26 protein-coding genes are annotated in these 24,720 nt (G+C 71.6%); 14 read left to right on the plus strand and 12 right to left on the minus strand.

The window, feature by feature from the left end; all coding sequences use genetic code 11:
- Positions 1–16 precede the first annotated feature (16 nt).
- Positions 17–1,279, plus strand: a complete 1,263-nt coding sequence (locus I601_RS13035; protein WP_218917666.1) for a sensor histidine kinase — start codon at positions 17–19, stop codon at positions 1,277–1,279.
- 97 nt (positions 1,280–1,376) lie between these two features.
- Here the strand turns inward: I601_RS13035 and nadA are convergent, their stop codons facing one another.
- Together nadA and I601_RS13045 are read right to left on the minus strand one after the other, a co-directional pair.
- On the minus strand, positions 1,377–2,561 hold the full coding sequence (gene nadA, locus I601_RS13040) for a quinolinate synthase NadA (RefSeq protein WP_068110425.1): 1,185 nt from the start codon (positions 2,559–2,561) through the stop codon (positions 1,377–1,379).
- Positions 2,562–2,583: 22 nt separating this feature from the next.
- Positions 2,584–3,477: a GNAT family N-acetyltransferase gene (locus I601_RS13045; RefSeq protein WP_237089403.1), complete on the minus strand. Its 894-nt coding sequence runs from the start codon at positions 3,475–3,477 to the stop codon at positions 2,584–2,586.
- A 58-nt stretch (positions 3,478–3,535) separates the two neighbouring features.
- Here I601_RS13045 and I601_RS13050 point away from each other — a divergent pair, with 58 nt between their 5' ends.
- Both I601_RS13050 and erpA read left to right on the plus strand, forming a co-directional pair.
- A complete protein-coding gene (locus tag I601_RS13050; protein WP_068110430.1) occupies positions 3,536–4,627 on the plus strand; it encodes a glycerate kinase family protein in 1,092 nt (363 codons plus the stop codon).
- Between the two features lie 71 nt (positions 4,628–4,698).
- Positions 4,699–5,061, plus strand: coding sequence for an iron-sulfur cluster insertion protein ErpA (gene erpA / locus I601_RS13055; RefSeq protein WP_068110434.1), 363 nt, complete (start codon positions 4,699–4,701; stop codon positions 5,059–5,061).
- 93 nt (positions 5,062–5,154) lie between these two features.
- Here the strand turns inward: erpA and I601_RS13060 are convergent, their stop codons facing one another.
- Positions 5,155–5,445, minus strand: a complete 291-nt coding sequence (locus I601_RS13060; protein WP_068110437.1) for a hypothetical protein — start codon at positions 5,443–5,445, stop codon at positions 5,155–5,157.
- Between the two features lie 150 nt (positions 5,446–5,595).
- Here I601_RS13060 and I601_RS13065 point away from each other — a divergent pair, with 150 nt between their 5' ends.
- The gene (locus I601_RS13065; RefSeq protein WP_068114893.1) at positions 5,596–6,537 is read left to right on the plus strand and encodes a carbohydrate kinase family protein; all 942 of its coding nucleotides are present in this window, start codon (positions 5,596–5,598) and stop codon (positions 6,535–6,537) included.
- 10 nt (positions 6,538–6,547) lie between these two features.
- On the opposite strand, the gene I601_RS13070 is transcribed toward I601_RS13065, so the two are convergent.
- Both I601_RS13070 and I601_RS13075 read right to left on the minus strand, forming a co-directional pair.
- Positions 6,548–6,796: a sulfurtransferase TusA family protein gene (locus tag I601_RS13070; RefSeq protein ID WP_084527573.1), complete on the minus strand. Its 249-nt coding sequence runs from the start codon at positions 6,794–6,796 to the stop codon at positions 6,548–6,550.
- Positions 6,793–7,941, minus strand: coding sequence for a cysteine desulfurase family protein (locus I601_RS13075; RefSeq protein ID WP_237089404.1), 1,149 nt, complete (start codon positions 7,939–7,941; stop codon positions 6,793–6,795). Before I601_RS13075 ends, I601_RS13070 begins: the two co-directional genes overlap by 4 nt.
- A 93-nt stretch (positions 7,942–8,034) precedes the next feature.
- Here I601_RS13075 and ctaC point away from each other — a divergent pair, with 93 nt between their 5' ends.
- The 5 genes from ctaC to I601_RS13100 all read left to right on the plus strand — a co-directional run bounded on the left by ctaC (position 8,035) and on the right by I601_RS13100 (position 13,035).
- Complete coding sequence (gene ctaC, locus I601_RS13080; RefSeq protein WP_084527575.1) at positions 8,035–8,961, plus strand: aa3-type cytochrome oxidase subunit II; 927 nt, start codon at positions 8,035–8,037, stop codon at positions 8,959–8,961.
- A 56-nt stretch (positions 8,962–9,017) separates the two neighbouring features.
- A complete protein-coding gene (gene ctaD / locus I601_RS13085) occupies positions 9,018–10,715 on the plus strand; it encodes an aa3-type cytochrome oxidase subunit I (protein ID WP_472459326.1) in 1,698 nt (565 codons plus the stop codon).
- Complete coding sequence (locus I601_RS13090) at positions 10,712–11,128, plus strand: cytochrome c oxidase subunit 4 (RefSeq protein WP_068110442.1); 417 nt, start codon at positions 10,712–10,714, stop codon at positions 11,126–11,128. Before ctaD ends, I601_RS13090 begins: the two co-directional genes overlap by 4 nt.
- Before the next feature lie 93 nt (positions 11,129–11,221).
- On the plus strand, positions 11,222–12,451 hold the full coding sequence (locus I601_RS13095; protein ID WP_068110445.1) for a L,D-transpeptidase: 1,230 nt from the start codon (positions 11,222–11,224) through the stop codon (positions 12,449–12,451).
- A 71-nt stretch (positions 12,452–12,522) separates the two neighbouring features.
- Positions 12,523–13,035, plus strand: a complete 513-nt coding sequence (locus I601_RS13100; RefSeq protein ID WP_157520144.1) for a hypothetical protein — start codon at positions 12,523–12,525, stop codon at positions 13,033–13,035.
- Positions 13,036–13,107: 72 nt separating this feature from the next.
- On the opposite strand, the gene qcrB is transcribed toward I601_RS13100, so the two are convergent.
- From qcrB to ctaE, 4 genes are read right to left on the minus strand one after another with little or no spacing between them, the layout of a single operon-like run.
- Positions 13,108–14,850: a cytochrome bc1 complex cytochrome b subunit gene (qcrB, locus tag I601_RS13105; RefSeq protein WP_068110449.1), complete on the minus strand. Its 1,743-nt coding sequence runs from the start codon at positions 14,848–14,850 to the stop codon at positions 13,108–13,110.
- Positions 14,851–14,852: 2 nt separating this feature from the next.
- Positions 14,853–15,971, minus strand: a complete 1,119-nt coding sequence (qcrA, locus tag I601_RS13110; RefSeq protein WP_084527577.1) for a cytochrome bc1 complex Rieske iron-sulfur subunit — start codon at positions 15,969–15,971, stop codon at positions 14,853–14,855.
- Positions 15,968–16,837, minus strand: coding sequence for a cytochrome bc1 complex diheme cytochrome c subunit (gene qcrC / locus I601_RS13115; RefSeq protein WP_068110452.1), 870 nt, complete (start codon positions 16,835–16,837; stop codon positions 15,968–15,970). The genes qcrA and qcrC overlap by 4 nt, the downstream gene beginning before the upstream one ends.
- 39 nt (positions 16,838–16,876) lie before the next feature.
- Positions 16,877–17,515, minus strand: coding sequence for an aa3-type cytochrome oxidase subunit III (gene ctaE / locus I601_RS13120; protein ID WP_068110455.1), 639 nt, complete (start codon positions 17,513–17,515; stop codon positions 16,877–16,879).
- A gap of 124 nt (positions 17,516–17,639) precedes the next feature.
- Here ctaE and I601_RS13125 point away from each other — a divergent pair, with 124 nt between their 5' ends.
- Genes I601_RS13125 through trpD form a run of 3 tightly spaced genes read left to right on the plus strand, consistent with a single transcriptional unit; the run spans position 17,640 to position 20,036 of the window.
- Positions 17,640–18,575, plus strand: coding sequence for a cytochrome c oxidase assembly protein (locus I601_RS13125; RefSeq protein ID WP_068110458.1), 936 nt, complete (start codon positions 17,640–17,642; stop codon positions 18,573–18,575).
- A 10-nt stretch (positions 18,576–18,585) separates the two neighbouring features.
- On the plus strand, positions 18,586–19,008 hold the full coding sequence (locus I601_RS13130; RefSeq protein ID WP_068110460.1) for an Rv3143 family two-component system response regulator: 423 nt from the start codon (positions 18,586–18,588) through the stop codon (positions 19,006–19,008).
- Positions 19,009–19,010: 2 nt separating this feature from the next.
- The gene (gene trpD / locus I601_RS13135) at positions 19,011–20,036 is read left to right on the plus strand and encodes an anthranilate phosphoribosyltransferase (protein ID WP_068110464.1); all 1,026 of its coding nucleotides are present in this window, start codon (positions 19,011–19,013) and stop codon (positions 20,034–20,036) included.
- 24 nt (positions 20,037–20,060) lie between these two features.
- Here trpD and I601_RS13140 read toward each other — a convergent pair whose 3' ends face one another.
- The 3 genes from I601_RS13140 to I601_RS13150 are packed head-to-tail and all read right to left on the minus strand — an operon-like array spanning position 20,061 to position 22,782.
- Entirely contained in the window at positions 20,061–20,720 is a 660-nt protein-coding gene (locus I601_RS13140; protein ID WP_218917667.1) for a YgjV family protein, read from the minus strand.
- A gap of 8 nt (positions 20,721–20,728) precedes the next feature.
- Entirely contained in the window at positions 20,729–21,007 is a 279-nt protein-coding gene (locus tag I601_RS13145; protein WP_068110466.1) for an Lrp/AsnC family transcriptional regulator, read from the minus strand.
- On the minus strand, positions 21,004–22,782 hold the full coding sequence (locus I601_RS13150; RefSeq protein WP_068110469.1) for a DEDD exonuclease domain-containing protein: 1,779 nt from the start codon (positions 22,780–22,782) through the stop codon (positions 21,004–21,006). Before I601_RS13150 ends, I601_RS13145 begins: the two co-directional genes overlap by 4 nt.
- Positions 22,783–22,901: 119 nt before the next feature.
- Between I601_RS13150 and I601_RS13155 the strand changes: the two genes are divergently transcribed.
- Together I601_RS13155 and I601_RS13160 are read left to right on the plus strand one after the other, a co-directional pair.
- Positions 22,902–24,212: an NYN domain-containing protein gene (locus I601_RS13155; RefSeq protein ID WP_068110472.1), complete on the plus strand. Its 1,311-nt coding sequence runs from the start codon at positions 22,902–22,904 to the stop codon at positions 24,210–24,212.
- 104 nt (positions 24,213–24,316) lie between these two features.
- A complete protein-coding gene (locus I601_RS13160) occupies positions 24,317–24,493 on the plus strand; it encodes a hypothetical protein (RefSeq protein ID WP_237089407.1) in 177 nt (58 codons plus the stop codon).
- Positions 24,494–24,720: the final 227 nt, after the last annotated feature.

The raw sequence follows: 24,720 nt of genomic DNA on the forward strand, positions 1-24,720 counted from the left end.
CCCCCGAGGAGAACCTGTGACCAGCCAGCGCACCGACCCCGTCGTCGGCCTCCCCGAGGACGGGACCGGTGATCCGGGCACGGACCGGGCCCGGGTCGTCGAGATCGACCGCTACCAGGTGCTGCTCGACCCGCCGCGCAGCGACCTGGTCGCGCTGGTCGACATCGCCGCCCAGGTGGCCGAGGTCCCGCTGGCCACGATCAACCTGATCACCGACGTCGCCCAGCACCAGATCGCCACGAAGGGCTTCGACCCCTCGGTGTGTGCGCGGGCCGACTCCATGTGCAACGTCGTGCTCCACGACGGCGCGCCGGTCGTGGTGCCCGACGCCTCGCGGGACCCCCGGTTCGCCGACAACCCCTTCGTGACCGGTGAGATCGGCCAGGTGCGCTTCTACGCGAGCCACCAGCTCGTCACCCCCCACGGCGTCACCATCGGGACGCTGTGCGTCTTCGACACCGAGGCCCGCGAGATCAGCGACGACCAGGAGCGTGCCCTCGTCGAGCTGGCCGAGCGGGTCGTGGACCTCCTCGAGCTGGAGCTGCGCACCCGCGAGCTCGCGGTCACGGTCACCGAGCTCGAGCGGGCCCGCGACGAGCTCCAGCGCTCGAACAGCCAGCTCGCCGCCTTCGCCGGCCAGGTCAGCCACGACCTGCGCAACCCGCTGACGACGGTGCGGATGGCGCTCTCGATCCTCGCGGAGGACCCGGAGACGCTGCACACGGATCCCGAGGCCGGGTCCTTCTTGATCTCGCGGGCCGAGAAGGGCGCCGGGCGGATGCAGGCCCTCATCGACGACCTGCTGGCCTACGCGCGCATCGGTGGTCGGATGGCGAGCAAGCAGGTCGACCTCGCCGCCGTCGCGGCCGACGTGCGCGACGACCTGGCGGAGGCCCTCGGCGGCGCGACGCTCGACATCGGGATCCTGCCCGTCGTCACCGGCGACCCGGTCCAGCTGCGCGCGGTCCTGCAGAACCTGGTCGCCAACGCCGCCAAGTTCGTCCCCGCCGGGCAGCCTGCCCGGATCCGAGTCGGGGCGTCCCGGGTGCGGACCGGGTGGCGCGTCGAGGTGGTCGACCAGGGCCTGGGCATCGCCCCCGAGGACCGCGAGCGGGTCTTCGAGCCGCTCGCCCGCGCCCACGACGACGTACCCGGCACCGGCATCGGGCTGGCCACCGTGCGCCGCATCATCGACGCCCACGCCGGCTCGATCGGCATCGAGGAGACCCCCGGCGGCGGCACCACCGTCTGGTTCGTGCTGCCCGCCGACACCCCCTGAGCACGAGCGGTCACTTTTGCACCATCGACCAGTCACTTATGCCCGGTGGTAGGTGCAGAAGTGACCGCTCGGTGGTGCAGAAGTGACTGCTCGTCCGTCAGTCCTTGGCGGTCTTGCCGGGGAGGGCGAGCATCCGCTCGAGCGCGACCAGCGCCTGCTCGGTAGTCGTGGGGTCCACGTCGATGCGGTTCACCACGGTCCCGGCCACCAGCGACTCCAGCGCCCACACCAGGTGGGGCAGGTCGATGCGGTTCATCGTGGAGCAGTAGCAGACCGTCCGGTCGAGGAAGGCGATCTTCTTGTCCGGGTGCTGGTCGGCGAGGCGCTTGACCAGGTTGAGCTCGGTCCCGATGGCCCACGAGGAGCCGGCGGGGGCGGCCTCGATGGTCTGGATGATGAACTCGGTGGAGCCGACCAGGTCGGCCTTGAGCACCACCTCGTGGGTGCACTCGGGGTGCACCAGGATCTGGATCTCGGGGTCTTTGGCCCGCAGCGCGTCGACGACGTCGGGGGAGAAGCGCCCGTGCACCGAGCAGTGGCCCTTCCACAGGATCATCCGGGCGTCGCGCAGCTGCTCCGGGGTCAGCCCGCCGCCGGGGCGGTGCGGGTCCCAGACGACGCAGTCCTCGAGCGTGAGGCCCATCTGGAGCACCGCGGTGTTGCGGCCCAGGTGCTGGTCGGGCATGAAGAGCACCTTGGCACCGCCCTCGGCGTCCGGCTTCTGCGCGTAGGCCCACTCGAGCGCCGTCTGGGCGTTGCTCGAGGTGCACACGACACCTCCGTTGCGGCCGCAGAAGGCCTTGATGTCGGCGCTGGAGTTCATGTAGGTGACCGGGACGACGGAGTCCTGGATGCCGGCCTCGGCCATCGCGTCCCACGCGGCCTCGACCTGCTGCAGCCGCGCCATGTCGGCCATCGAGCAGCCGGCGGCGAGGTCGGGCAGGACGACCTGCTGGGCGGGGGAGGTGAGGATGTCGGCCGACTCGGCCATGAAGTGCACGCCGCAGAAGACGATGAACTCGGCGTCCGGTCGGGCCGCGGCCTCGCGGGCGAGCTTGAAGGAGTCGCCGGTGACGTCGGCGAACTGGATGACCTCGTCGCGCTGGTAGTGGTGGCCCAGCACGAACACCCGCTCGCCGAGGGCCTCCTTGGCGGCCAGCGCACGCGCGACCAGGTCGGGGTCGGAGGCGGCCGGGAGGTCGCCGGGGCACTCGACCCCACGCTCGGACTGCAGGTCCACGCCGCGGCCCAGGGGCAGGAGCGGGAGGTCGACGGTCGTCATGACCCCATCGTAGTCGTCGGGATCAGAGCAACGAGCCGTGGTGCAGGTACGCCGAGGGCGGGCGCATCCCGCGCAGGGCCAGGTAGCCGGAGGTCCAGACCTCGAGCCGGCCGGCCAGCCCGACGTCGAGGGCCCACTCGTTGGCGCTGGTGACGTGCGCGACCTCGGTCTGCTCCGGGCCGTCGGCCAGCGCCGCCCACAGCAGTCGGGTCGCGGTGCGCCGGTTGGTCGCGGCGAGCAGCGCGACGCCCCCGTCGGGGTGGGTGTAGGCGTAGCCGGAGCCGGTCGAGGTCTCCGAGACCAGCAGCCGGGTCAGCCCCATCAGCAGCGGGTGGTCCGGGCCGTGGGCGCAGCCGCGGGTGCCGCGGTCGACGGAGTCGAGGAGGTCCACGTCGGCGGGCGCGCCCTCGCGGACCTTGTCGCCGGTGCCGAGCGGGATCGCGGTGCGGTCGAGGGTGCCCCGCAGCACCATCTGCGGGTGCAGGGAGAACCCGGCCTGGCGGTAGACCCGGACCGCGCGCGGGTCGTTCGAGCTCGACAGCATGCCGCGCAACGAGCCCCGGCCGTGGTGCAGCGCGGCCGCGAGCAGCGGCTTCCCGACACCGCGGCCCTGCCGGCCCGGCCGGACGGCGTACGTGGAGAGGATCCAGGTGCCCTCGCGCACCAGCGAGGTGGCGATGCCGACCATCCGGCCGTCCTCCTCGGCGACCCAGCAGCCGCCGGGGTCGGTGCGCAGCAGGTGCTCGGTGCGGGTCCGCCAGGCCTCGCTGCGACCGGGGCGCCGAGGCTCGGGGTCGGGCCAGGCCCGGGGGAGGGTGCGCTGGTCGACGGCGTGGAAGCTCTCCGAGCTCAGGTCCGCGGCCTCGGCGACGTCGCCCACCTGCATCGGTCGGACAGCAGCGCTCGGAGCAGTCACCGACCCACCGTAGGCGTCGGGGGCGGGCGGTGTCGGGAGGGCCTGCGAGGATGCGCCCATGCGAGTCCTGGTGGCCCCCGACAAGTTCGCCGGCACCCTCACCGCCGTGGAGGCGGCCGAGGCGATCGCGGCCGGCTGGCGCCGTCACGCCCCCGACGACGAGCTCGACCTCGCCCCGATGTCGGACGGCGGGCCCGGGTTCGTCGACGTGCTGCACGCCACCCTGGGTGGCGAGCTGCTCGTGACGACCGTGGAGGGCCCGCACGGCGAGGAGGTCCCCGCGACCGTCCTGCACGTCGGGGACGTCGCCTACGTCGAGAGCGCCCAGGCGATCGGGCGGCACCTCGTCACCGAGGGCGGAGCGGAGTTCGCCACCACCGTCGGGGCCGGCGAGCTGCTCCTGGCCGCGCTCGGCACCGGCGCCACCACGGTGATCGTCGGTCTCGGGGGCAGCGGCACCAACGACGGAGGCGCCGGCCTCCTCGACGCGCTCGGGGCCGTGGCCGACGCCGGCCAGCTCGACGGGGGCCCGGTCCTCTTCGCCGGCCTGTCGTCGGTGGACCTGGCCCCGGCCCGGGCCAAGGTCGCCGGCGTGCGCCTGGTCGCGGCCACCGACGTCGACAACCCGCTCACCGGACTGTTCGGCGCCACGAAGACCTACGGACCCCAGAAGGGCATCGCCGAGGACCGGCTCTACGAGGTCGACGGCTGGCTCGAGCAGCTCGCCGAGGCCACCGACCGCCGCACGTCGCTGGTCAAGGGCGCCGGCGCGGCCGGTGGGCTGGGGCACGCGCTGCTGTGCCTGGGCGCGGTCCGCGAGCCCGGCATCGCCCTGGTCGCCGAGGCCGTCGGGCTCGCGTCCCGGGCCCGGGCCGCCGACCTGGTCGTCACCGGCGAGGGTGCCTTCGACTTCTCCAGCCGCTCGGGCAAGGTGCCGTACGGCGTCGCGGAGATCGCCGCAGAGGCGCTGCGGCCCTGCATCGCGATGGCCGGGCAGGTGCTGGTCGGGTCCCGGGAGATGCGCGCGCTCGGCGTGGAGAACGCCTACTCGCTCGTGGACCTGGTGGGGGAGCAGCGAGCCTTCGAGGACCCGGTGGGCAGCCTCCAGGCGCTCGGGGAGCGGGTCGCCCGGCAGTGGTCGAGGGAATAACCGCGCGTGGCCTACCCTTGTCCTCAGGACGCACCCGCACCACACCGAAAAACCACGTTGGGAGCACAGACATGACCGAGCAGGTGGACACCACCACGGAGCACCGCACCGACAGCATCAACCTCAGCCCGGTGGCGGCAGCCAAGGTGAAGAGCCTCCTCGAGCAGGAGGGTCGCGACGACCTGGCGCTGCGCATCTCGGTCCAGCCCGGTGGCTGCTCCGGTCTGCGCTACCAGCTGTTCTTCGACGAGCGCACCCTCGACGGCGACGCCGTCGTCGGCTTCGACGGGGTCAACGTCGTCGTCGACCGGATGAGCGTGCCCTACCTCAACGGCGCGACGATCGACTTCGTCGACAGCATCGAGAAGCAGGGCTTCACCATCGACAACCCGAACGCCACGGGTTCCTGCGCCTGCGGCGACTCGTTCAACTGATCGGGTAGCGCCAGCAGCACTGAGACACAGACGAAGCCCCCGGACCGACCAGGTCCGGGGGCTCCGTCGTGCTCAGCGGGTGAGCACCGTGCATCAGTCCAGGTGCAAGGACAAGGCGTTGGCGAGGCGCAGGGCCGCGTCACCGACCTCGATGTCGCGCTTGCGCACCTCGCGGGGGAAGTCGGCGAAGTGGATGCTGGGCGCCGGTCGGCGCGCGGCGCGGGTCACGGCTGCGGCGGCCGCGGCCTCGCGGCCCACGGACAGGTGCAGCGCGCGGCCGACCGCCTCGCAGTCGACCTCCATGTCGGAGACGCAGGCCAGGTCGTCGTAGGGGAGCCGGCTGCCGGTCCCGTGGGGGCTGGACGAAGGCGTGGGTGAGGTCATGAGGTCGACGCTAGGGGCTACTCGGGGGTACTCCCAGCACTACCCGCAGGTAGTGTGCCCGCCGTGCCCGACACCTCCTCGACGCCCCTGACCCCTGCTCCTGCGAGTGGCCCCCTGCTGGTGGCCGGGTCGATCGCGACCGACCACCTGATGAGCTTCGCCGGGAAGTTCGAGGACTCCCTGGTCGTCGAGCAGCTGCACAAGCTCTCGGTCTCCTTCCTCGTCGACGACCTCGAGATCCGCCGCGGCGGGGTCGCCCCCAACATGTGCTTCGGCATGGCCCGCCTCGGTCTGCGCCCGGTGCTGGTCGGCGCGGCCGGCGAGGACTTCGCCGACTACCGCTCCTGGCTGGAGCGCCACGGGGTCGACTGCGACCACGTGCGGATCTCCGAGACGCTGCACACCGCCCGCTTCGTGTGCACGACGGACACGACGATGGCGCAGTTCGCCTCCTTCTACCCCGGGGCGATGCAGGAGGCCCGGTTGATGGAGCTGGCCCCCATCGTGCGCCAGGTGGGCGAGCCGTCGTACGTGCTGATCGGAGCCGACGACCCCGACGGCATGCTGCGCCACACCGAGGAGTGCCGCCAGCGCGGCTACCCCTTCATCGCCGACCCCAGCCAGCAGCTGGCCTTCGGTGAGGGCGACCTGATCCGCCGCCTCGTCGACGGGGCCGCCATCCTGTTCAGCAACGAGTACGAGTCGCACCTGATCCAGCAGAAGACCGGCTGGTCGGCCGACGACATCCTGGCCAGGGTCGGCGTGCAGGTCACCACGCTCGGTGCTGCCGGGGTGCGGGTGACCCGGGCCGGCGAGGAGGACATCGTCCTGCCGGCTGCCGCGGGCGTCACCGCGGTCGAGCCCACCGGGGTCGGTGACGCCTTCCGTGCCGGCTTCCTCGCCGCCACCGCCTGGGGCCTGGACCTGTCCGCCAGCGCGCAGGTCGGCTGCGTGCTCGCGGCGTACGTCGTCGAGACCGTCGGCACCCAGGAGTACTCCTTCACCGCCGAGCAGTTCCTCGCCCGCCTCGAGGAGTCGTACGGCGCCGAGGCGGCCGCCGTCGTCCGGCCCCACCTGTCCGACCTGCGCTGAGCCGGCGGGCTCAGGACGTGCGACGCACGAGGTAGCGGGGCACCCCGTCGGGGGCGGCGTCCTCGCCGACGTACTCCTGCCGGCGCATCCGGCACCACGCCGGCACGTCCACGCGCGCCGCCACGTCGTCGGCGACCACGGCCACGACCTGTCCCACCTCCAGGTCCGGCAGCGCCCGGGCCAGGTCGATGACGGGCAGCGGGCACATCCGGCCGCGGCAGTCGAGCTCGAGCGCCACGCCCGGACCGGGGGCGCTCACATCCCCACCCGGGCGCGCAGGTCGGCGACGATCCCGGGCAGCACACCCAGGAGCCGCTCGACGTCCTCGTCGGTCGTGGTGCGGTGCAGCGAGAGCCGCACGTTGCCGTGGGTGAGCGCCCCCATCGCAGCCAGGACGTGGCTGGGCTCGAACGTCGAGGACGAGCAGGCCGATCCGCTGGCCACGCCGAAGCCGTGCCGGTCGAGCTCGTGGACCAGCGCCTCTCCGTCGACGTAGAGGAACGAGAAGGTCACCAGGTGCGGCAGCCGGTCGTCGGGGTCGCCGACCACGTCGACGTCCGGCACGCCGGCGACGCCCTCGCGGACCCGGGCCACGAGCGCGTGCTGGCGGGCCCCGACCTCGGCGCGCCCCTCGACGACGGCGCGCAGCGCGGCGGCGGCGGCCAGGGCGGCCGGGACGTTCTCGAAGCCGCTGGCGCGCTCGTCGACCCGGTCGTCACCGGGGAACGGCGTCGCCCAGCGCGCCCCCTTGCGCACCAGCAGGACACCCACCCCGGCCGGGCCGCCCCACTTGTGCGCGGACGCGGCCGCCGCGTCCCACCCGCCCGGGAGGTCCAGCCGCCCCGTGGAGGCGCAGGCGTCGACGAAGAGAGGGGTGCGGCCCTCGAGAGCCGCGGCGACCTCGGCGACCGGCTGGACGGTGCCGACCTCGTGGTTGGCGGCCTGGACCGCCACGACACCGGTCCTCGGGCCGACCGCCTGCTGCACGGCGGCGGGGGAGACCCGGCCGTGCCGGTCGACGGGCACCAGCACCGCGTCGTCGGCACCGGTGCGGCGCGCGTGCCACGAGGCGGCGTGCAGCACGGCCGAGTGCTCGACCGCCGACAGGGTGCAGGTCGCCGCGGCACCGGGACGGGCTCGCCCCTCGAGCAGCCCCAGCAGCCCGCGGTGCACGGCATCGGTGCCGGACGAGGTGAACGTGACCTCGTCGCGGCGTACGCCGAGCGACTCGGCGACGACCTCGCGGGCGTTGTCGAGCAGCAGACGGGCGTCGCGGGCGTGGCGGTGCAGCCGACGCGGGTCCGCCCATCCCCGCTCGAGGGCGGCGTCGAGGACGCTGCGGGCGGCCGGGTGCATCGGCTCACCGGACGCGGCGTCGAGGTCGACCGGCGCGGGATAGATCACATCGGCCACCGTAGGGCACCCTGTGCTGCCCAGCAGGGGGTGGTCGCGGTACTGTGACGCCAACTTCTGATCGCTTGAGAGGAAGGCTCGTTCGTGAGTCTGCAGCTCCCCCAGAGGGCACCAGGACGTCGGTGGGCCACGGCCCGTCGCGCGGGCCTGAGTGCCTCGCTCGGCCTCGGCCTCGTGCTGCTCGCCGGCTGTTCTTCCGAGTCCCGCGGTGAGTGGGAGCGCCTGGCCATGCCAGAGCCCATCACCGAGCAGGGTGAGGCCACCTTGGGCCTGTGGCAGGGCGCGTGGATCGCGGCGCTGGTCACCGGTGCCATCGTCTGGGGCCTGATGGCCTGGGTCGTGGTGGCCTACCGCCGTCGGCACGAGGACGAGGTCCCCGTGCAGACGCGCTACAACCTGCCCCTCGAGATCTTCTACACGATCGCGCCGATCATGATGGTCGTGGTGTTCTTCGCCCACACCATCCGGGTCCAGGACGTCATCCTCGACGACAGTCCTCCCGACAACGTCGTCGAGGTCGTCGGCCAGAAGTGGTCGTGGACCTTCAACCACGGGGTCGGTTCGCCCGACCTCGCGGCCAACGAGGACAACACGGACCTGGACTTCCCCTACGACGAGTACGCGAACGTCGTCGGCACCCTGACCGACATCCCGACGCTGCTGCTGCCGCTGGGCGAGACCACGCGGTTCAACCTGCACTCGCCCGACGTCATCCACAGCTTCGGCGTGCCGGGCTTCCTCACCAAGATGGACGTGATCCCGGGTCGGGTGAACTCCTTCCAGGTGACGCCGCAGATCGAGGGCACCTTCAAGGGCAAGTGCTTCGAGCTCTGCGGTGCCCAGCACTCGCGGATGCTGTTCGACGTCAAGGTCGTCAGCCCCGCGGAGTACGACGCCTACGTGGCCTCGCTGGTCGAGGCCGGCGACTCCGCCGCGGCCCCGCTGCTCGGCGGCGACGCCGCACGCACCCAGGTGGGCCTTGACGTCACCGAGACCGAGGAGGGCCAGTGAGCGCCGCAACCGCACCCGGCGGGCTCCGCAAGCCGCTGGGCAAGCAGCTCGTCACGATGATGACGACGACCGATCACAAGCTGATCGGCAAGATGTACCTGGCGACCTCGTTCGCCTGGTTCCTCTTCGGGGGCCTGATGGCCCTCGTGATCCGCTCCGAGCTGGCCTTCCCGGGTCAGCAGATCGTGAACGAGGAGCTGTACAACCAGCTCTTCACCATGCACGGCACGATCATGCTGCTGCTGTTCGCGACCCCGCTGTTCTTCGGCTTCGCCAACGTCATCATGCCGATCCAGATCGGCTCGCCCGACGTCGCGTTCCCGCGCCTGAACATGTTCAGCTACTGGCTGTTCCTCTTCGGTGGCCTCATCGCCGCCTCCGGGTTCCTGACCCCGCAGGGCGCGGCCTCGTTCGGGTGGTTCGGCTACACCCCGCTCTCGGACTCGATCAACTCGCCCGGCGTCGGCGGTGACCTGTGGATCATGGGTCTGTGGATGGCCGGTCTGGGCACGATCCTGGGTGCGGTCAACTTCATCACGACCATCATCTGCATGCGTGCGCCCGGCATGACCATGTTCCGGATGCCGATCTTCGTGTGGAACACGCTGGTCACCAGCCTGCTGGTGCTCATCGCGTTCCCCGTGCTGGCCGGCGCGCTGCTCTCGCTGGAGGCCGACCGGCTCTTCGGGGCCCACGTCTTCGACACCGCCCACGGCGGCGCGGTCCTGTGGCAGCACCTGTTCTGGTTCTTCGGCCACCCCGAGGTCTACATCATCGCGCTGCCGTTCTTCGGGATCGTCTCCGAGATCCTGCCCGTCTTCAGCCGCAAGCCGATCTTCGGCTACGTCGGCCTGGTCGGGGCGACGGTGGCCATCGCGGTCCTGTCGATCGCGGTCTGGGCGCACCACATGTTCGTCACCGGCGCCGTCGACCTGCCGTTCTTCTCCGGCATGACGTTCCTGATCGCGGTGCCCACGGGAGTGAAGTTCTTCAACTGGATCGGGACGATGTGGGGGGGATCTCTGTCCTTCGACACCCCGATGCTGTGGTCGATCGGCTTCCTGACCACCTTCCTCTTCGGTGGTCTGACCGGTGTCATCCTGGCCAGCCCGCCGCTGGACTTCCACGTCTCGGACTCCTACTTCGTGGTCGCGCACTTCCACTACGTCGTGTTCGGCACCGTGGTGTTCGCGATGTTCGCCGGCTTCTACTTCTGGTGGCCCAAGTTCACCGGTCGGATGCTCGACGAGCGCCTCGGCAAGCTGCACTTCTGGACGCTGTTCGTCGGCTTCCACCTCACGTTCCTGGTCCAGCACTGGCTCGGCGTCGAGGGCATGCCCCGTCGCTACGCCGACTACCTGCCCGACGACGGCTTCACGGTGCTGAACCAGGTCTCGACGGTCGGTGCGTTCCTGCTGAGCCTCTCGATGCTGCCGTTCTTCTACAACGTGTGGATCTCGCGCAACGCGCCTCGCGTGGAGGTCGACGACCCGTGGGGCTGGGGCCGCTCGCTGGAGTGGGCGACCTCGTGCCCGCCGCCGCGGCACAACTTCGTCAGCATCCCCCGGGTCCGCTCGGAGTCGCCGGCCTTCGACCTGCACCACCCGGAGATCGCCGCCATCGAGCTGGACCAGAACGAGGCCGCCCGCAACGGCGACCGCGCTGACGCACCCGACATGCAGGGCCGCGAGGAGCTGGTGGCCGAGCGCAGCACCACCACCACGACCACCGACGACCCGGAGGGCACCCGATGAAGGTAGAAGCGAAGATCTTCGGCGCCTGCACGGTCTTCTTCGGACTCGTCGCCCCGGCCTACTGGTTCGTGACCAGTGCCGGTGAGCACGGCGGGGACTGGACCGGCACGTCGGCGCTGACGATGACGGCGCTGCTGACCCTGATGGTCACGTTCTACCTCGGGTTCCACGCCCAGAAGATGGAGCCGCGTCCCGAGGACCGGCTCGACGCCGAGATCGCGGACGGCGCCGGCGAGCTGGGCTTCTTCCCGCCCTACTCCTGGTGGCCGCTGTGGGCCGCGCTCACGCTCGGCACCATCGTGTACGGCCTGGCCATCGCGGCCTGGTGGCTGGCCATCATCGGCGTCGCGCTCGGCGCCGTGGCCACCTGCGGGCTGGTCTACGAGTTCTACCGCGGGGAGCACGCTCACTAGAGCATCCTCGCTGCACGCCACCGACGACACCGCCACCCCGACCCGGGGTCGCGGAGTCGTGGTGTTCTGGGGCGGGCCTTTACCCTGGAGGGCATGAGACTCCTGCGACTCCGTGGCGGTGGCCCTCGACGACTGCTGGGCACCGTAGCCGTGCTGGCGCTGGCCAGCAGCGCCCTCAGCGCCTGCGACGCGGCCCCGGGCGACGCCCAGACCGACGGCGCCGGAACGACCCCGCAGGCCGGCCAGGAAGCGGCGCAGGAGGCGGGCCAGCCCCGGGACGTGGTGCTGCGCAGCAACGTGGCCAAGGGCGCCCAGGGCGTCCCGGTCGACACGCTGCTCGAGCTGAGCGCCGAAGGCGCTGAGCTCGAGCGGGTCGTGGTGACCTCACCGCAGGGGCGGCTCCCCGGCCGCAGCACGGACGGCGGTGCCTGGCGGGCCACCGAGCGGCTCGAGCCCGGCACGACGTACGCCGTGGAGGTGCGCGTGGGCGCCGGTGACGAGTCCCAGGTCCGCCAGCGCACCTTCCGCACCGTGGACCTGAGCCTGGCCCAGCAGACCTACGCCTCGGTCGCCCCGTTGGACGGCGAGACCGTCGGCGTCGGCATGCCGGTGGTCGTCGGCTTCGACCTGCCGGTGACCGACCGGGCCGCCGTGGAACGCCAGATGCAGGTGACCGCCACGCCCCGGCAGGCCGGCACCTGGCACTGGATCAGCGACACCGAGGTGCACTACCGACCGCGGGAGTACTGGAAGGCCGGGACCGAGGTGAGCGTCGACCTCGACATCAACGGAGTCGACGCCGGCGGTGGGATCTACGGCCAGGAGAGCCGACAGGTGGCCTTCACCGTGGGGGAGGCGCACGTCTACCGCGTGGATGCCCGCAGCCACACCATGAAGGTCTTCTCCGACGGCGATCTGCTGCGCACCATCCCGATCACCACCGGCAAGGCCGGCTTCACGACCCGGTCGGGCACCAAGGTCGTGATGGAGAAGCACGACACCAAGCGCATGGACTCCGAGACCGTCGGCATCGGCGGCTCCGAGGCCTACGACATCGCGGACGTGCAGTACGCCATGCGCCTGACCAACTCGGGGGAGTTCATCCATGCCGCGCCCTGGTCGGTCGGCAGCCAGGGGAGTGCCAACGTCTCCCACGGGTGCACCGGGCTGAGCACCGAGAACGCCGGCTGGCTCTACGACATGACGCGCCGCGGTGACGTCGTCGAGTACACCGGCACCGACCGCCCGATGACCCTCGACAACGGCTACGGGGACTGGAACGCCTCCTGGGGCGCATACCGGAAGGGCTCGGCCCTCGGCTGACGGCCCGGGGTGGGCTCGCGGTGGGCGACATGGGCACTCAGCTGAGGTGGTCCCTGGGCACGCTCACAGTCGTGTCCATCGGGTTCATGGTGTTCGGCCTCGTGCTGGCACCGGACGCCGACAGCATGAGCGGAACCCGCTGGATCGACCGCGTCGACACGGTGATGATCGTGGCTTGGCAGTCCTCACTGGGGGCTGTGCTGGCGGCGCTGGCGCGTCTGCTGGGTGATCACGGGGACCGGGGGAACGCGAGGCTCCTGTGGGTGGCCGCCGGTGCGATGTTCACCTCCGCAGTCGCGGGCGGCATCGAGGACGGCTTCCGTGTCGCCGTCATGTTCGTGCCGTACCTGCTCGCCGTCCTCGTCGCCTGGATCAGCCAGCTCGTCGCCGGGTGTCGGCGCCCCGGAGGCTCGGTGCTGCTCGGTTGCTGCCTGGCCGTGCCACCGGTCGCAGCAATCCTCTTCAACTACCTCGGGTGGGTCCTCAGCACTCTGGCCGCGGTGCCGCTGATCTGGCGGTGGGCCCACCACGCGGAGGGGGCGCGGACGACGAGCGCACGGGCAGTGCCCAGGAGCAACGAGTGAGCCTCACCATGACGAAGGCCCCCACCCGATCGCTCGGGTGGGGGCCTTCGACGTCAGCCGGCAGGCGCCGGCTCAGTGCTTGCCGCGCAGGGTCTCTCCCTCGACGGCGTGGTGGCCGTCGAACTGGTGACCGTCAGCGGAGTGGCCCTCCAGCGGTGCCTGCAGCTCGTGCTCGTGCTCGGCGTGGTGGTGCGCCGCCTCGAGCTCGGCCGCCGTGGGCTTCTGGACGTTGTCGGCGTACCAGAGCTCGTTGAGCTTGGCGCGCAGACCGCTGAGACGACCGCCCGGTGCCGCGACACCGTTCTCGTCCGTCGTCGAGCCAGGCGTCCAGACCTCCTCACGATCACGCGCGGTGAGCGTGTAGGCCGACGACGGGGCGATCGGCAGGTGCCGCTCGGAGTACCCGCCCTCGGGGGAGCGCATGATGACGCCCGTCTCGTAGCCGTGCAGCAGCTTGTTCTCGTCGTGACGCTGCAGCGAGATGCACCAGCGCCGCGTGATCATGAAGGCGATGACCGGCCCCAGGAACACCGCCACCCGCATGAAGTAGGTGATCTGGTTGATGCTCAGGTGCAGCTTGATGGCGATGATGTCGTTGCCGCCCGCGGCCCACATCAGGCCGTAGAAGGTCATCAGGGCCACCATCAGCGCGGTGCGCGTCGGCGCGTTGCGGGGACGCTCGAGGAGGTGGTGGTCCCGCTTGTCGCCGGTGATCCAGGACTCCAGGAACGGCAGCAGCATCAGGATCGTGAACATCAGCCCCGGCAGCACGATGATCGGCAGGAAGACGTTCCAGGCCATCGTGTAGCCGAAGAGGTGGGTCTCCCACCCGGGCATGATCCGCAGCGCACCGTCGGGCCAGCCCATGTACCAGTCGGGCTGGGAGCCGGCGGTGACCTTGGTCGGGTCGTAGGGGCCGAGCTTCCACACCGAGTTGATGTTCAGCAGTCCACCCATGAGAGCGGTGACGCCGAAGACGATGAAGAAGAAGCCACCGGCCTTGGCGGCGTACACGGGCAGCATCGGGAACCCGACGACGTTCTCCTCGGTGCGGCCGGGTCCGGGCCACTGCGTGTGCTTGTGGTAGACGAGCAGCAGCATGTGGGCCGCGATCAGGGCCAGCAGGATGCCCGGCAGCAGCAGCACGTGGATGGTGTAGAGGCGCGGGATGATCGAGTCGCCGGGGAACTCCCCGCCGAACAGGAAGAACGACATGTAGCTGCCGATGACCGGCATCGACTTCATGAAGCCGTCCGCGGCCCGGATGCCGGTGCCCGAGAGCAGGTCGTCGGGCAGCGAGTAGCCGGTGAAGCCCTCGAGGGTGCCCAGCAGCAGCAGCAGCGAGCCGATCACCCAGTTGAGCTCACGGGGCTTGCGGAACGCGCCGGTGAAGTAGACGCGCAGCAGGTGGATCATCATCGAGGCGATGAAGATGTTGGCGGCCCAGTGGTGCATCTGACGCATCAGGAGCCCGCCGCGCACGTCGAAGCTGAGGTTCAGCGTCGAGGCCATCGCCTCGGACATGTGCAGCCCGCGCAGCTGGTCGTAGGAGCCCATGTAGGTCACCTCGGCCATGCTCGGCCGGTACCAGAACGTCAGGAAGACGCCGGTCAGCAGCAGCACGACGAAGCTCCACAGAGCGATCTCGCCGAGCATGAAGGACCAGTGGTCGGGGAAGACCTTGCGCAGGTTCTTCTTCATGGCCGTGCCGAGGCCGAGACGCTCGTCGGCCCAGTTGGCCACGACGCCGGCCTTGCCCGGCTTCTTGGCCGTCGCGGCGGAGCTGTTGCTCGTCGCGACCTTGCTGGTGTCCATGCTCACAGATCCGCCTCACCCTGGTCGCCGATGTCCTTGTGGTCACGCGTCCAGTAGCTGGGCCCCACCGGCTCGGTGAAGTCGCTCTGGGCCACCAGGTAGCCCTCGGCGTCGACAGCCAGCGGCAGCTGGGGCAGGTGCCGGCCCGCCGGACCGAAGACGACGCGACCGGAGTCGGCGAGGTCGAAAGTCGACTGGTGGCAGGGGCACAGCAGGTGGTGCGTGGTGCGCTCGTAGAGCGAGATCGGGCACCCGACGTGGGTGCAGATCTTGGAGTAGCAGACGATGCCGTCGACCGACCAGTTGTCGCGCCCCTCGCCGGGGACCAGGTCCTCCGGGTCCATCCGGACCACGACCACGGCGGCCTTCGACTTGGCGACGTTGAGCTCGACGCCCTCGATCTCGGGGTAGCCGTTCTCCTCGGTCGGGAAGATCGCCTCGGGCTCGGCGTTGACCAGGTCGCCGACCTCGAGGTCGGCGGCACGGATGGGGGTGCCCACGACGTCGCGGACGACCCGCATGTCGGGCTTCCAGATGGTGTTCTCGAGCCCGGCGTTGGGGCCCTCGGCAGCGGCCTGGCTCGGGGTCGGACCCAGGTCGCGGAAGAGCACGACGGCCGGGGCGAGCAGCACGGCCACCGAACCGATGAGCGAGTTGCGCACCAGCGGGCGGCGGGCCAGGCCGGACTCCTCGAGGCCGGCGTCCAGCGCGGCGAGCGTCTCGGTGCGGTCCTCGTCGGAGGAGCGGGCCGGGTGACGCATCTCGACCATCTCGTGGTCGGCCATCAGCTTGCGGGCCCACTGGATGATGCCCATGCCGACGAGCAGCAGCGCTGCTCCCAGCGACACGCCCAGGGCCACCGTCGAGGCGCCGAGGCCGGCGGCGGTGTTCCAGTTGTCGCCGATGTCGAGGGTGAAGTAGGCGACCATGAAGAGCACCACGAACACCGAGGACAGCATGAACATCGCTGCGACCTGGCGCTCGGCGCGCTTCTCGGCCTTGGGGTCGACGTCGGTGGGTCGCCAGGTGTGCTCGGGCAGGCCCGGGTTGGCGAGCGGCTCCTCAGCCGTGGTCGCCGGCAGGTGGCCGGGGTCGTGCTGACCGTGCTGGAGGTCGGTCACGCCGCCACCTTCTTCTTCTTCGAACGGGTCGTGTGGGCGGCGATCCAGACGGCGAAGCCGACCAGGCCGCCGATGCCGACGACCCAGGCGATGATGCCGTCGGACACGGGGCCGAGGCCGCCGAAGCCGAAGCCGCCGTAGGCCGGCTGGTCCTCGAGCGACTTCAGGTAGGCGATCACGTCGCGCTTCTCGTCGGGGGAGATGTTGCCGTTGCTGAAGCTCGGCATGTTCTGCGGGCCGGTCAGCAGGGCCTCGTAGATGTACTTGGACTCCACGCCGTGCAGGGCCGGGGCGTAGCCACCCCGGGGCATGGCGCCGCCGGAGCCCTCGAAGTTGTGGCAGGCGGTGCAGTTGGTCAGGAAGATCTGCCCGCCGCGGACGATCGCGGCCTGCTGGGCGTCGTCGTCGAGACCGTCGATGGAGTAGTCGCTCTCAGCGGGGATCGCCGGACCGGGGCCCAGGGAGGCGACGTACGCCGCCAGCTGCTGGGTCTCCTCCTCGGAGTACTGCACGGGCTTGCGCGGCGCCTGGGCGCCGGGCTGGGCCATGGGCATCCGGCCGGTGCCGACCTGGAAGTCGACCGCAGCGGCGCCGACCCCGACCAGCGAGGGGCCGAGGTTGTTGCCGTTGAGGGTGCTCACCCCCTCGCCGTTGAGGCCGTGGCAGCTCGAGCAGCCCACGAGGAACAGCTCGCGACCCTTCTCGACCTCGATCGCCAAGGTGTCGGAGTCCTGCGCCTGGGCGGGTGCCAGGGCGGTGTAGAGACCGCCGGCGGTCACGAGACCGACCAGCAGCAGGACGAGGCCGGCCAACGGCCCGCGGCGGTGGCGGGAGAGGCGACCGGCGGAACGGTTCACGAATCGCACTGAGGGTCCTTGGGTTCGGGGTGCTACGTCTCGGGGGAGTTACTTCACAAGGTAGATCGTGGCGAAAAGCCCGATCCACACGACGTCGACGAAGTGCCAGTAGTACGAGACGACGATGGCACTGACCGCCTGCTCGTGGGTGAACTTGCGGGCCAGGTAGGTGCGTCCCAGCACGAGGAGGAAGGCGATCAGCCCGCCCGCCACGTGGATGCCGTGGAAGCCGGTGGTCAGGTAGAACATCGAGCCGTAGGCCGAGTCCTGGAGGGTCACGCCCTCCTGGACCAGCTGGGCGTACTCGACGGCCTGACCGGCGACGAAGATCGATCCCATCACGTAGGTCAGGCCGAACCACTCGCGCAGGCCCCAGAGCTTGACCTGGAGGAGCGAGCCGGCCCGGCCCACCTGCCCGCGCTCGGCGGCGAAGACGCCGAGCTGGCAGGTCAGCGAGGACAGCACCAGGATCGTGGTGTTGCCCAGCGCGAACGGCACGTTGAGGAGCTGGGTGTTCTGCTCCCACAGCTCCGGACTGACCGAGCGGATCGTGAAGTACGACGCGAAGAGCGCCGCGAAGAACATCAGCTCGCTCGAAAGCCAGATGATGGTCCCGACACTGACCATGCTGGGTCGGTCGTGGTGCCCGTGCAGACGGGATGCTGGGATCGTTGTCGCTGTCGCCACAGGAGCATTATGGCCCGTCGTGTCCGGGAGGGCACCCCGGCCCCCGGTTAGTGGGGGGTCATAAAGTTCACACCGTGCAGATCACCGCTGTCCCGGCCCGGCCGACCGTCTTCGTGGGGGCCCCGTGACGACCCCGTTCTCGGCCGGTCTCGACCTTCCCGCCTTCTCGATGGGCCAGATCCTGGGCCAGTGGAACCTGGTCCCGGTGCCGACGATCGCGACCGTGTGGGTCGTGGGCCTCTACCTCTACGGCGTCTCGCGCCTGCGCGCGCGAGGAGACCGGTGGCCGGTGGGGCGCACCGTCGCGTTCGTCGGCGTGGGCATGGGCTCGTTCTACGTCGCGACCACCTCGGGGATCGCGGCGTACGACACGACGCTGCTGAGCGTGCACATGGTCCAGCACATGGTCCTGTCGATGCTGGTGCCGCTGGCCCTGGCGCTCGGGGCGCCCGTGACGCTGGCGCTGCGCACCCTGCCCAAGCGGCCACGGAAGTGGCTGCTGGCGCTGCTGCACTCGCGGCTGGGCAAGGTGCTGTCGTTCCCGCCGCTGGCCTTCCTGCTCTACGTGACCTCACCGTGGGCGCTGTACTTCACCGACTGGTACCGGGCCTCGCTGGAGTCGGTCCTCGTGCACGAGATGATGCACGTCCACCTCGTGGCGGTCGGTGCCCTGTTCTTCTGGCCGCTGATGGGCGTCGACCCGGTCCCCGGACGCGTGGGCTACCCCTTCCGGGTGCTGCTCACGGTGCTGACACTGCCCTTCCACGCCTTCCTGGGCGTCACGATCATGGGTCAGTCGACGCTGCTCGGCGGGGACTGGTACCCCCGCCTGGCCGAGGGGCCGATGGGGTCGTGGCTGCCGGATCCCTTCGACGACCAGCACCTGGCCGGCGGCATCCTGTGGGGCTCCGGCGACTTCATCGGGTTGTCGTTCTTCGCGGTCCTGTTCGTGCAGTGGGTGCGCTCCTCGATGGCCGAGGCGAAGCGGGAGGACCGCCGCCTCGACCGGCTCGAGGCGAGGGACCGGGCCGCGGCGGGCGCCGGGGAGCCCGACGGGTAGCATCGCCGCCGTGAGCGACACCACTTCCTCCCGCACTCCGCTGAAGGTGCTCGTCTACAGCGACGACGTGAACACCCGCAAGCAGGTCATCCTGGCGCTGGGCCGACGCCCGCACCCCGACCTGCCCGAGCTGGAGTACGTCGAGGTCGCCACCGAGCCCGTCGTCATCCAGAACATGGACGCCGGCGGCATCGACCTCGCGATCCTCGACGGCGAGGCCGCTCCCGTCGGCGGGATGGGCATCGCCAAGCAGCTGAAGGACGAGATCTTCCAGTGCCCACCGGTGCTGGTGCTGACCGGTCGTCCCCAGGACGCCTGGTTGGCGACCTGGTCGCGCGCCGAGGCGGCCGTGCCGCACCCGCTCGACCCGATCCAGCTGGCCGAGACCGTGGTGGCGCTGCTGCGCTCGCGGGTCCCGGCCACCCCCGCCTGAGGGTGACGACCTGGCCCGAGGTCCTCGGTGACCTCGTCGCAGGGCACGACCTGACGGCGCCGCAGACCGCCTGGGCGATGGGGGAGATCCTCGACGGCCAGGCCAGCGAGGCGCAGATCGCCGGGTTCGCCGTCGCCCTGCGCGCCAAGGGCGAGACGATCGAGGAGGTCCTCGGCCTGGTCGAGGCGATGTACGCCGTCGCGACCCCCCTCACCGTCACCGGACGCACCCTCGACGTCGTCGGCACCGGCGGGGACCGCTCGATGTCGGTCAACATCTCGACGATGGCGGCGATCGTGGCCGCCGGCGCCGGTGCCCGGGTCGTCAAGCACGGCAACCGCTCGGCCTCATCCAAGGCCGGCACCGCCGACGTCCTGGAGAACCTGGGCGTGCGCCTGGACCTGCCGCCCGACCGGGTCGCGAGCACCGCGGAGACGGTCGGCATCACCTTCTGCTTCGCCTCCGCCTTCCACCCCGCGCTGCGCCACGCCGCGGTCCCGCGCCGCGAGCTGGGCATCGGCACCACCTTCAACCTGCTGGGCCCGCTGGCCAACCCCGCCCGCCCCACCGCCCAGGCCATCGGGTGCGCCTACGAGGGCAAGGTCGAGCTGATGGCCGGGGTCTTCGCCCGCCGCGGCGTCGACGCGTGGGTCTTCCGCGGCGACGACGGGCTCGACGAGCTGACCACCACCACGACCTCGTCGCTGTGGGTCGTCCACGACGGGCAGATCAGCACCGCCACCATCGACCCTGCGGCACTCGGGCTCGCGCCCGCGACGACCGAGGACCTGCGCGGGGGCGACGCCGCCCACAACGCCGACGTCGTACGCCGCGTGCTCGCGGGGCAGCGCGGAGCGGTGCGCGACGCGGTGCTGCTCAACGCCGGGGCGGCGCTGGCGGTCCACGACGAGCCCGGCGCCGACCCGGTGACGGCCCTGGTCGCGGGCATGGAGCGGGCCGCGCAGGCCGTCGACTCGGGAGCCGCCGCGGCGACGCTGCAGCACTGGGTCGAGGTCTCCTCCGCCTGACCCGGCGGTCGGGTCAGCCCGGGGTCAGCTCGCCGAGCGCTCGGCGCACTCGGCGGGGTCGAGGTCGAGCACGTGCACGTCGCCCTCGCGGCGGAAGCCCAGGTGGTCGTAGTAGGCGCCGAGCGTCTGCGGCGCGGTGCGGACCTGGCGGAAGCCGAGCGCGCACAGGACGTCGCTGCGCCGCCACACGAACTCGCCGGGGGTGAAGTCGCGGTAGCGGCGGGTGACGTAGTCGAGGCGCACGTGGGCGACCACGCCGACGCGGCGCACCACCACGACCCCGACGGTCTCGTCACCGCGCAGGATGAGGAAGACGTGGTCCTGGGCGGGATCGGGCCGGCAGTCGAAGTCGGGCTGGAAGCGCACGATGTCGCTCTTGTGGGTGCGCAGCACGTGCTGGAGGTAGGTGTCGGCAGCGCCGACCTCGATCACCTCGAACGCGTGGTCGTCGTGGCGCTGACCCAGGAGCCGGACCAGGAACCAGATGTTGATGGCGCTGGTGGCGGCGTTGAGCCCCACCATCGGCCACACCTGGATGAGGGCGTTGAAGATCAGCAGGGCCAGGCCGGCCGAGAGGTTGAGCACTCGGAAGCGCAGCACCCGCTGCTGCATGAGCGAGAAGACCAGCAGCGCGCTGCCGCTCCAGCCGAGCGCCTCGAGCCAGTGGTCGGCCAGGAGGTCCACGGGGTGGCTCAGTCCAGACCGAGGGAGAAGGCGCTCTCGAGGTCGTGCTGGGAGTAGGCCCGGAAGGCGATGTGCGTCTCGGTCGACGTCACGCCGGGGACCTTGTTGAGCTTGTCGGCCACCACGGAGGCGACCTCGTCGTGGTCGCGGACCCGGACCAGGGCGATGAGGTCGATCTGGCCGGTGACGGAGTAGACCTCCGAGACCCCGGCGAGGGCGGCGATGGCCTCGGCCACCTCGGGGATGCGGGCGACGTCGGCCTTGACGAAGACGATGGCGGTGATCACGGGGCCACGGTAGCGGCTCCGGCGCGCTCGAGCGCGCGACGGGAGTCGGCCACCGCGTCGTGGACCGCCAGGTGTCCTCCGGCGCCGGCGACCGGGCAGGCCCACTCGCCGGTGACGTCGACCAGGCGCACCTGTGGCGACTCCAGCCAGCGCAGGATCTTCTCGGTCTCCTCGGGGCTGGCAGCCGGCACCGGGCCGGGCGCGCTGCGGACGGTCTCGGCTGCGGCCCGCAGGAGGTCGACGTAGCCGTGCGCATCCGTGGCGGGCGGGATCACCCCGGCGCCGGCGAGCCGGCCGTGGCGCACCACGTGGACCGCCCAGCGTCCGTCGTCCTCGCGGCGGGCGGCCACCACCTCGGGGCAGGCGCTCAGCGCGCTGAGCCGCTGGGTGCGGGCGGCGGCGCGCACGAACGAGGCGAGCCGGTCACGGTGCGTGCCGGCCTCCTCGAAGCGCTCGTCGGCGGCCAGCAGGCTCATCCGGTGGTTGATGGTCTCGACGACGTCGTCGGGACGGCGCAGCAGGGTGTCGCGCACCCGCCGCACCAGGGCGGCGTACGACAGCTCGTCGACGCTGCCGTCGCAGGGCGCCAGGCACTTGCCCATCTCGGCCAGGACGCAGGCGGTGCGCGAGGGGCGGCGGGCCAGCCGCTCGGTGCACTGGCGCACCGGGAAGGTCTCGTGCAGGGCCGAGAGGCAGCTCTCGGCAGCCTTCTTGGAGGAGAACGGGCCGAGGTAGTCGGCGTCGTCCTCGAGGACCCGGGCGACCAGGGACAGCCGCGGCCACGGCTCGCGGGTGAGCTTGATGAAGTGCATCTTCTCCGGGAAGCGCGAGCGGCGGTTGTAGCGCGGCTTGTGCTCGGCGATCAGGCGCAGCTCGCGCACCTGGGCCTCGAGCGGGGTCGCGCACTCGACGTGGTCGACGCGGCTGGCGAGCCGGACCATCTCGCCCATCCGCGAGCGGGTCTCGGAGGCGGTGAAGTAGGAGCGGACCCGGGTGCGCAGGTCGCGGGAGGTGCCGACGTAGAGGACCCGCTCCCGGTCGTCGCGGAAGAGGTAGACGCCCGGGGCGTGCGGCAGGTGCTCGGCGAGGTGGCGCTTCTTGCGCTGCGCGGGGCTGACGCGCGCGGAGAAGGTCTGGAGCTCCTCGAGGGTCTGCACGCCGACGCTGCCCAGGCGCCCGAAGAGACCGTGCAGCACGTCGACGGTGGCCCGGGCGTCGGCCAGCGCCCGGTGGTTGGGCGTGGTCGTGGCCCCGAAGACCTGGGCCAGGGAGGAGAGCTTGCAGTTGGGGGCGTCGTCGCGGGTGATGACCCGGCGCGCGATCTTGGCGGTGTCGACGACCTCGAAGCGCGGCCAGGGCCGCTGCTGCTCGGCGGCGAAGTGCCGGAGGAACCCGACGTCGAACGGGGCGTTGTGGGCCACCAGCACGCACCCGGCCGCGAACTCGAGGAACGCCGGCAGCGCCGACTCGATGCCGGGGGAGTCGGCGACCATGGTGTTGGTGATGCCGGTCAGCACCGAGATGAACGGCGGGATCGAGGTGTGCGGGTTGACCAGCGTCTGGAACTCCCCGAGCACCTCCCCGCCGCGGACCTTGACCGCGCCGATCTCGGTGATCATCGCGCCGTGCGCGGCCGAGCCGCCGGTGGTCTCGAGGTCGACCACGCAGAAGGTCAGGTCGCGCAGCGGTCGGCCGAGCTCGTCGAAGCTGAGCTGGGCCTCCCGGGGCGGTGGGGTGGGCCCGGTGGATCCGGTGGGCGCCGAGGACCTGCTCATGGTCGTGAGGCTAGGTGGGCGTACCGACAGTGCGGTGCAGGCGCGCGCCCTAGGGTGGCGGAGACGGAACGAGACGGGCACGACACGGGCACGACACGGTGGACGAGACGGGGGAACGCGTGGAGGAGCGGGAGCAGGTCGACGAGTCGGCCGAGGTCGCGCTCGCGGACCTGCCGGTCGAGGTGCGCACCCGGGTGGTCGCCGTCGTGGCCTCGGTCCTGCCGGGCGTCACCGGGCTGCCGCCGGCGCTGCGGCGGGTGGCCGGCTTCGCGCCGGCGCGCCGCGCCCGCCTGGGGGGTACGGCGATCGCGGCCGCGCTGGCCGACCCGGGACTGCGCGAGCGGGCCGCCCACCAGGTGGCCGTCCAGCGCGCCGACGAGGTGCGTGCGCTGCGTGACGGTGGCTCGGGCGACGCGCTCGAGGACGCCGCGCTGGGCTGGCTGCTGCGCCCGCGGGGGTGGACGCACCGGCTCGACGCCGCCGTCAGCACCGTCGCCGCCCGCGAGGAGAGCGCTGAGCGCAGCCGCGAGGCACGGCTGCGCGAACGGACCGAGCAGGCCGAGCAGGCGCTGCGAGAGGCCCGGGCGGCGCACCGCCAACAGGTGGAGGAGCTGAAGGCCGAGGTCGTGACGCTGCGGCACCGGCTGGGGGAGACCCGCACCGCCGAGCGGAGCGCGCGCGAGGAGGTCGAGCGGCTGCGGGTCGAGCTCGACGAGGCCGGCGCCCACGAGCAGGCCGCGCTGGCCCAGCAGGACAAGGAGCTGCGTCGGCTCCGCAGCCGGGTGGAGGACCTCGAGGCGCAGACCCAGACCCAGCGTCGGGCCGGGCGCAGCGAGCGCGAGGAGGCCAGCGCCCGGGCGCGGGTGCTGCTCGAGACCGTGATCGACGCCGCCTCGGGGCTGCGCCGCGAGCTGGCGCTGCCGACCGGGTCGACCTCGCCCGCGGAGGCCGTCGAGCAGGTCCTCGAGGACGACGCGGCGCGGGGTGGGCCAACAGGACGGCCGGTGAGCACCCCGATCAGCGCCACGGTGCTGGAGCAGCACCTCTCGCTGCCGCACTCGCGGCTGGTCATCGACGGCTACAACGTCACCAAGGCGGTGTGGTCGGGGTCCTCGTTGGAGACCCAGCGCAGCCGGCTCCTGGCGCTGCTCGCACCGCTGGTCGCCCGCACCCGGGCGGAGACGACGGTGGTCTTCGACGCCGCCGACGTCGACATGCGCCCCGCCGTCTCCGCGCCGCGGGGCGTCAAGGTGCTCTTCAGCCCCTACGGCGTCATCGCCGACCGCGTCATCGAGGACCTCGTCGGGGTCGAGCCCGAGGGACGGGTCCTCGTCGTCGTCACCGACGACCAGGAGCTGCGGGCGCGGACCAGCGAGCGCGGGGTGCGGCACGTCGCGGCGCGGGTGCTCCTGGACCTCCTGGCGCGGTAGCGCGACACGCCGCGACACGCCGCGACGGGTCGTCGCGGAGCCCGTTGTCGGTGCTGCCTGTCAGCGTCTGGCTCATGACGACGAGAATCGATTGCGACACCTGCGTGGTCCGACACATCGCGTGCCACGACTGCGTGGTCAGCGTCCTGCTCGGCCCGATGCCCGACCTGAGCATCGACGACGACGAGAAGCGTGCCCTGGACGCGCTGGCCGCCGGTGGTCTGGTGCCACCGCTGCGACTGGTCGAGCCGGTGGTCGGCCCCCAGGCCGAGTCGGCCTGAAGTGACCCCTCCGGTCCAGACATGAGGGGCCCATAGCGGACGGGTCTGTGGCGGGTGTGACGTGTGTGACACGTGCGCCCCACGAGACCCGAATTTGCTCGACGACTCGCCCCGAAGGTTTGGCCTGGGGTAGTCCCACCGATTACCGTCCGTGGCTGGTGTGCGTGGGAGTGGACCGTCCTGGTCCGCGCGGACACCGCGCTCAATCCGGAGCGCCGTGCGCTCCG

The organism is Nocardioides dokdonensis FR1436 (genome assembly GCF_001653335.1).
Classification (GTDB): Bacteria; Actinomycetota; Actinomycetes; order Propionibacteriales; family Nocardioidaceae; genus Nocardioides; species Nocardioides dokdonensis.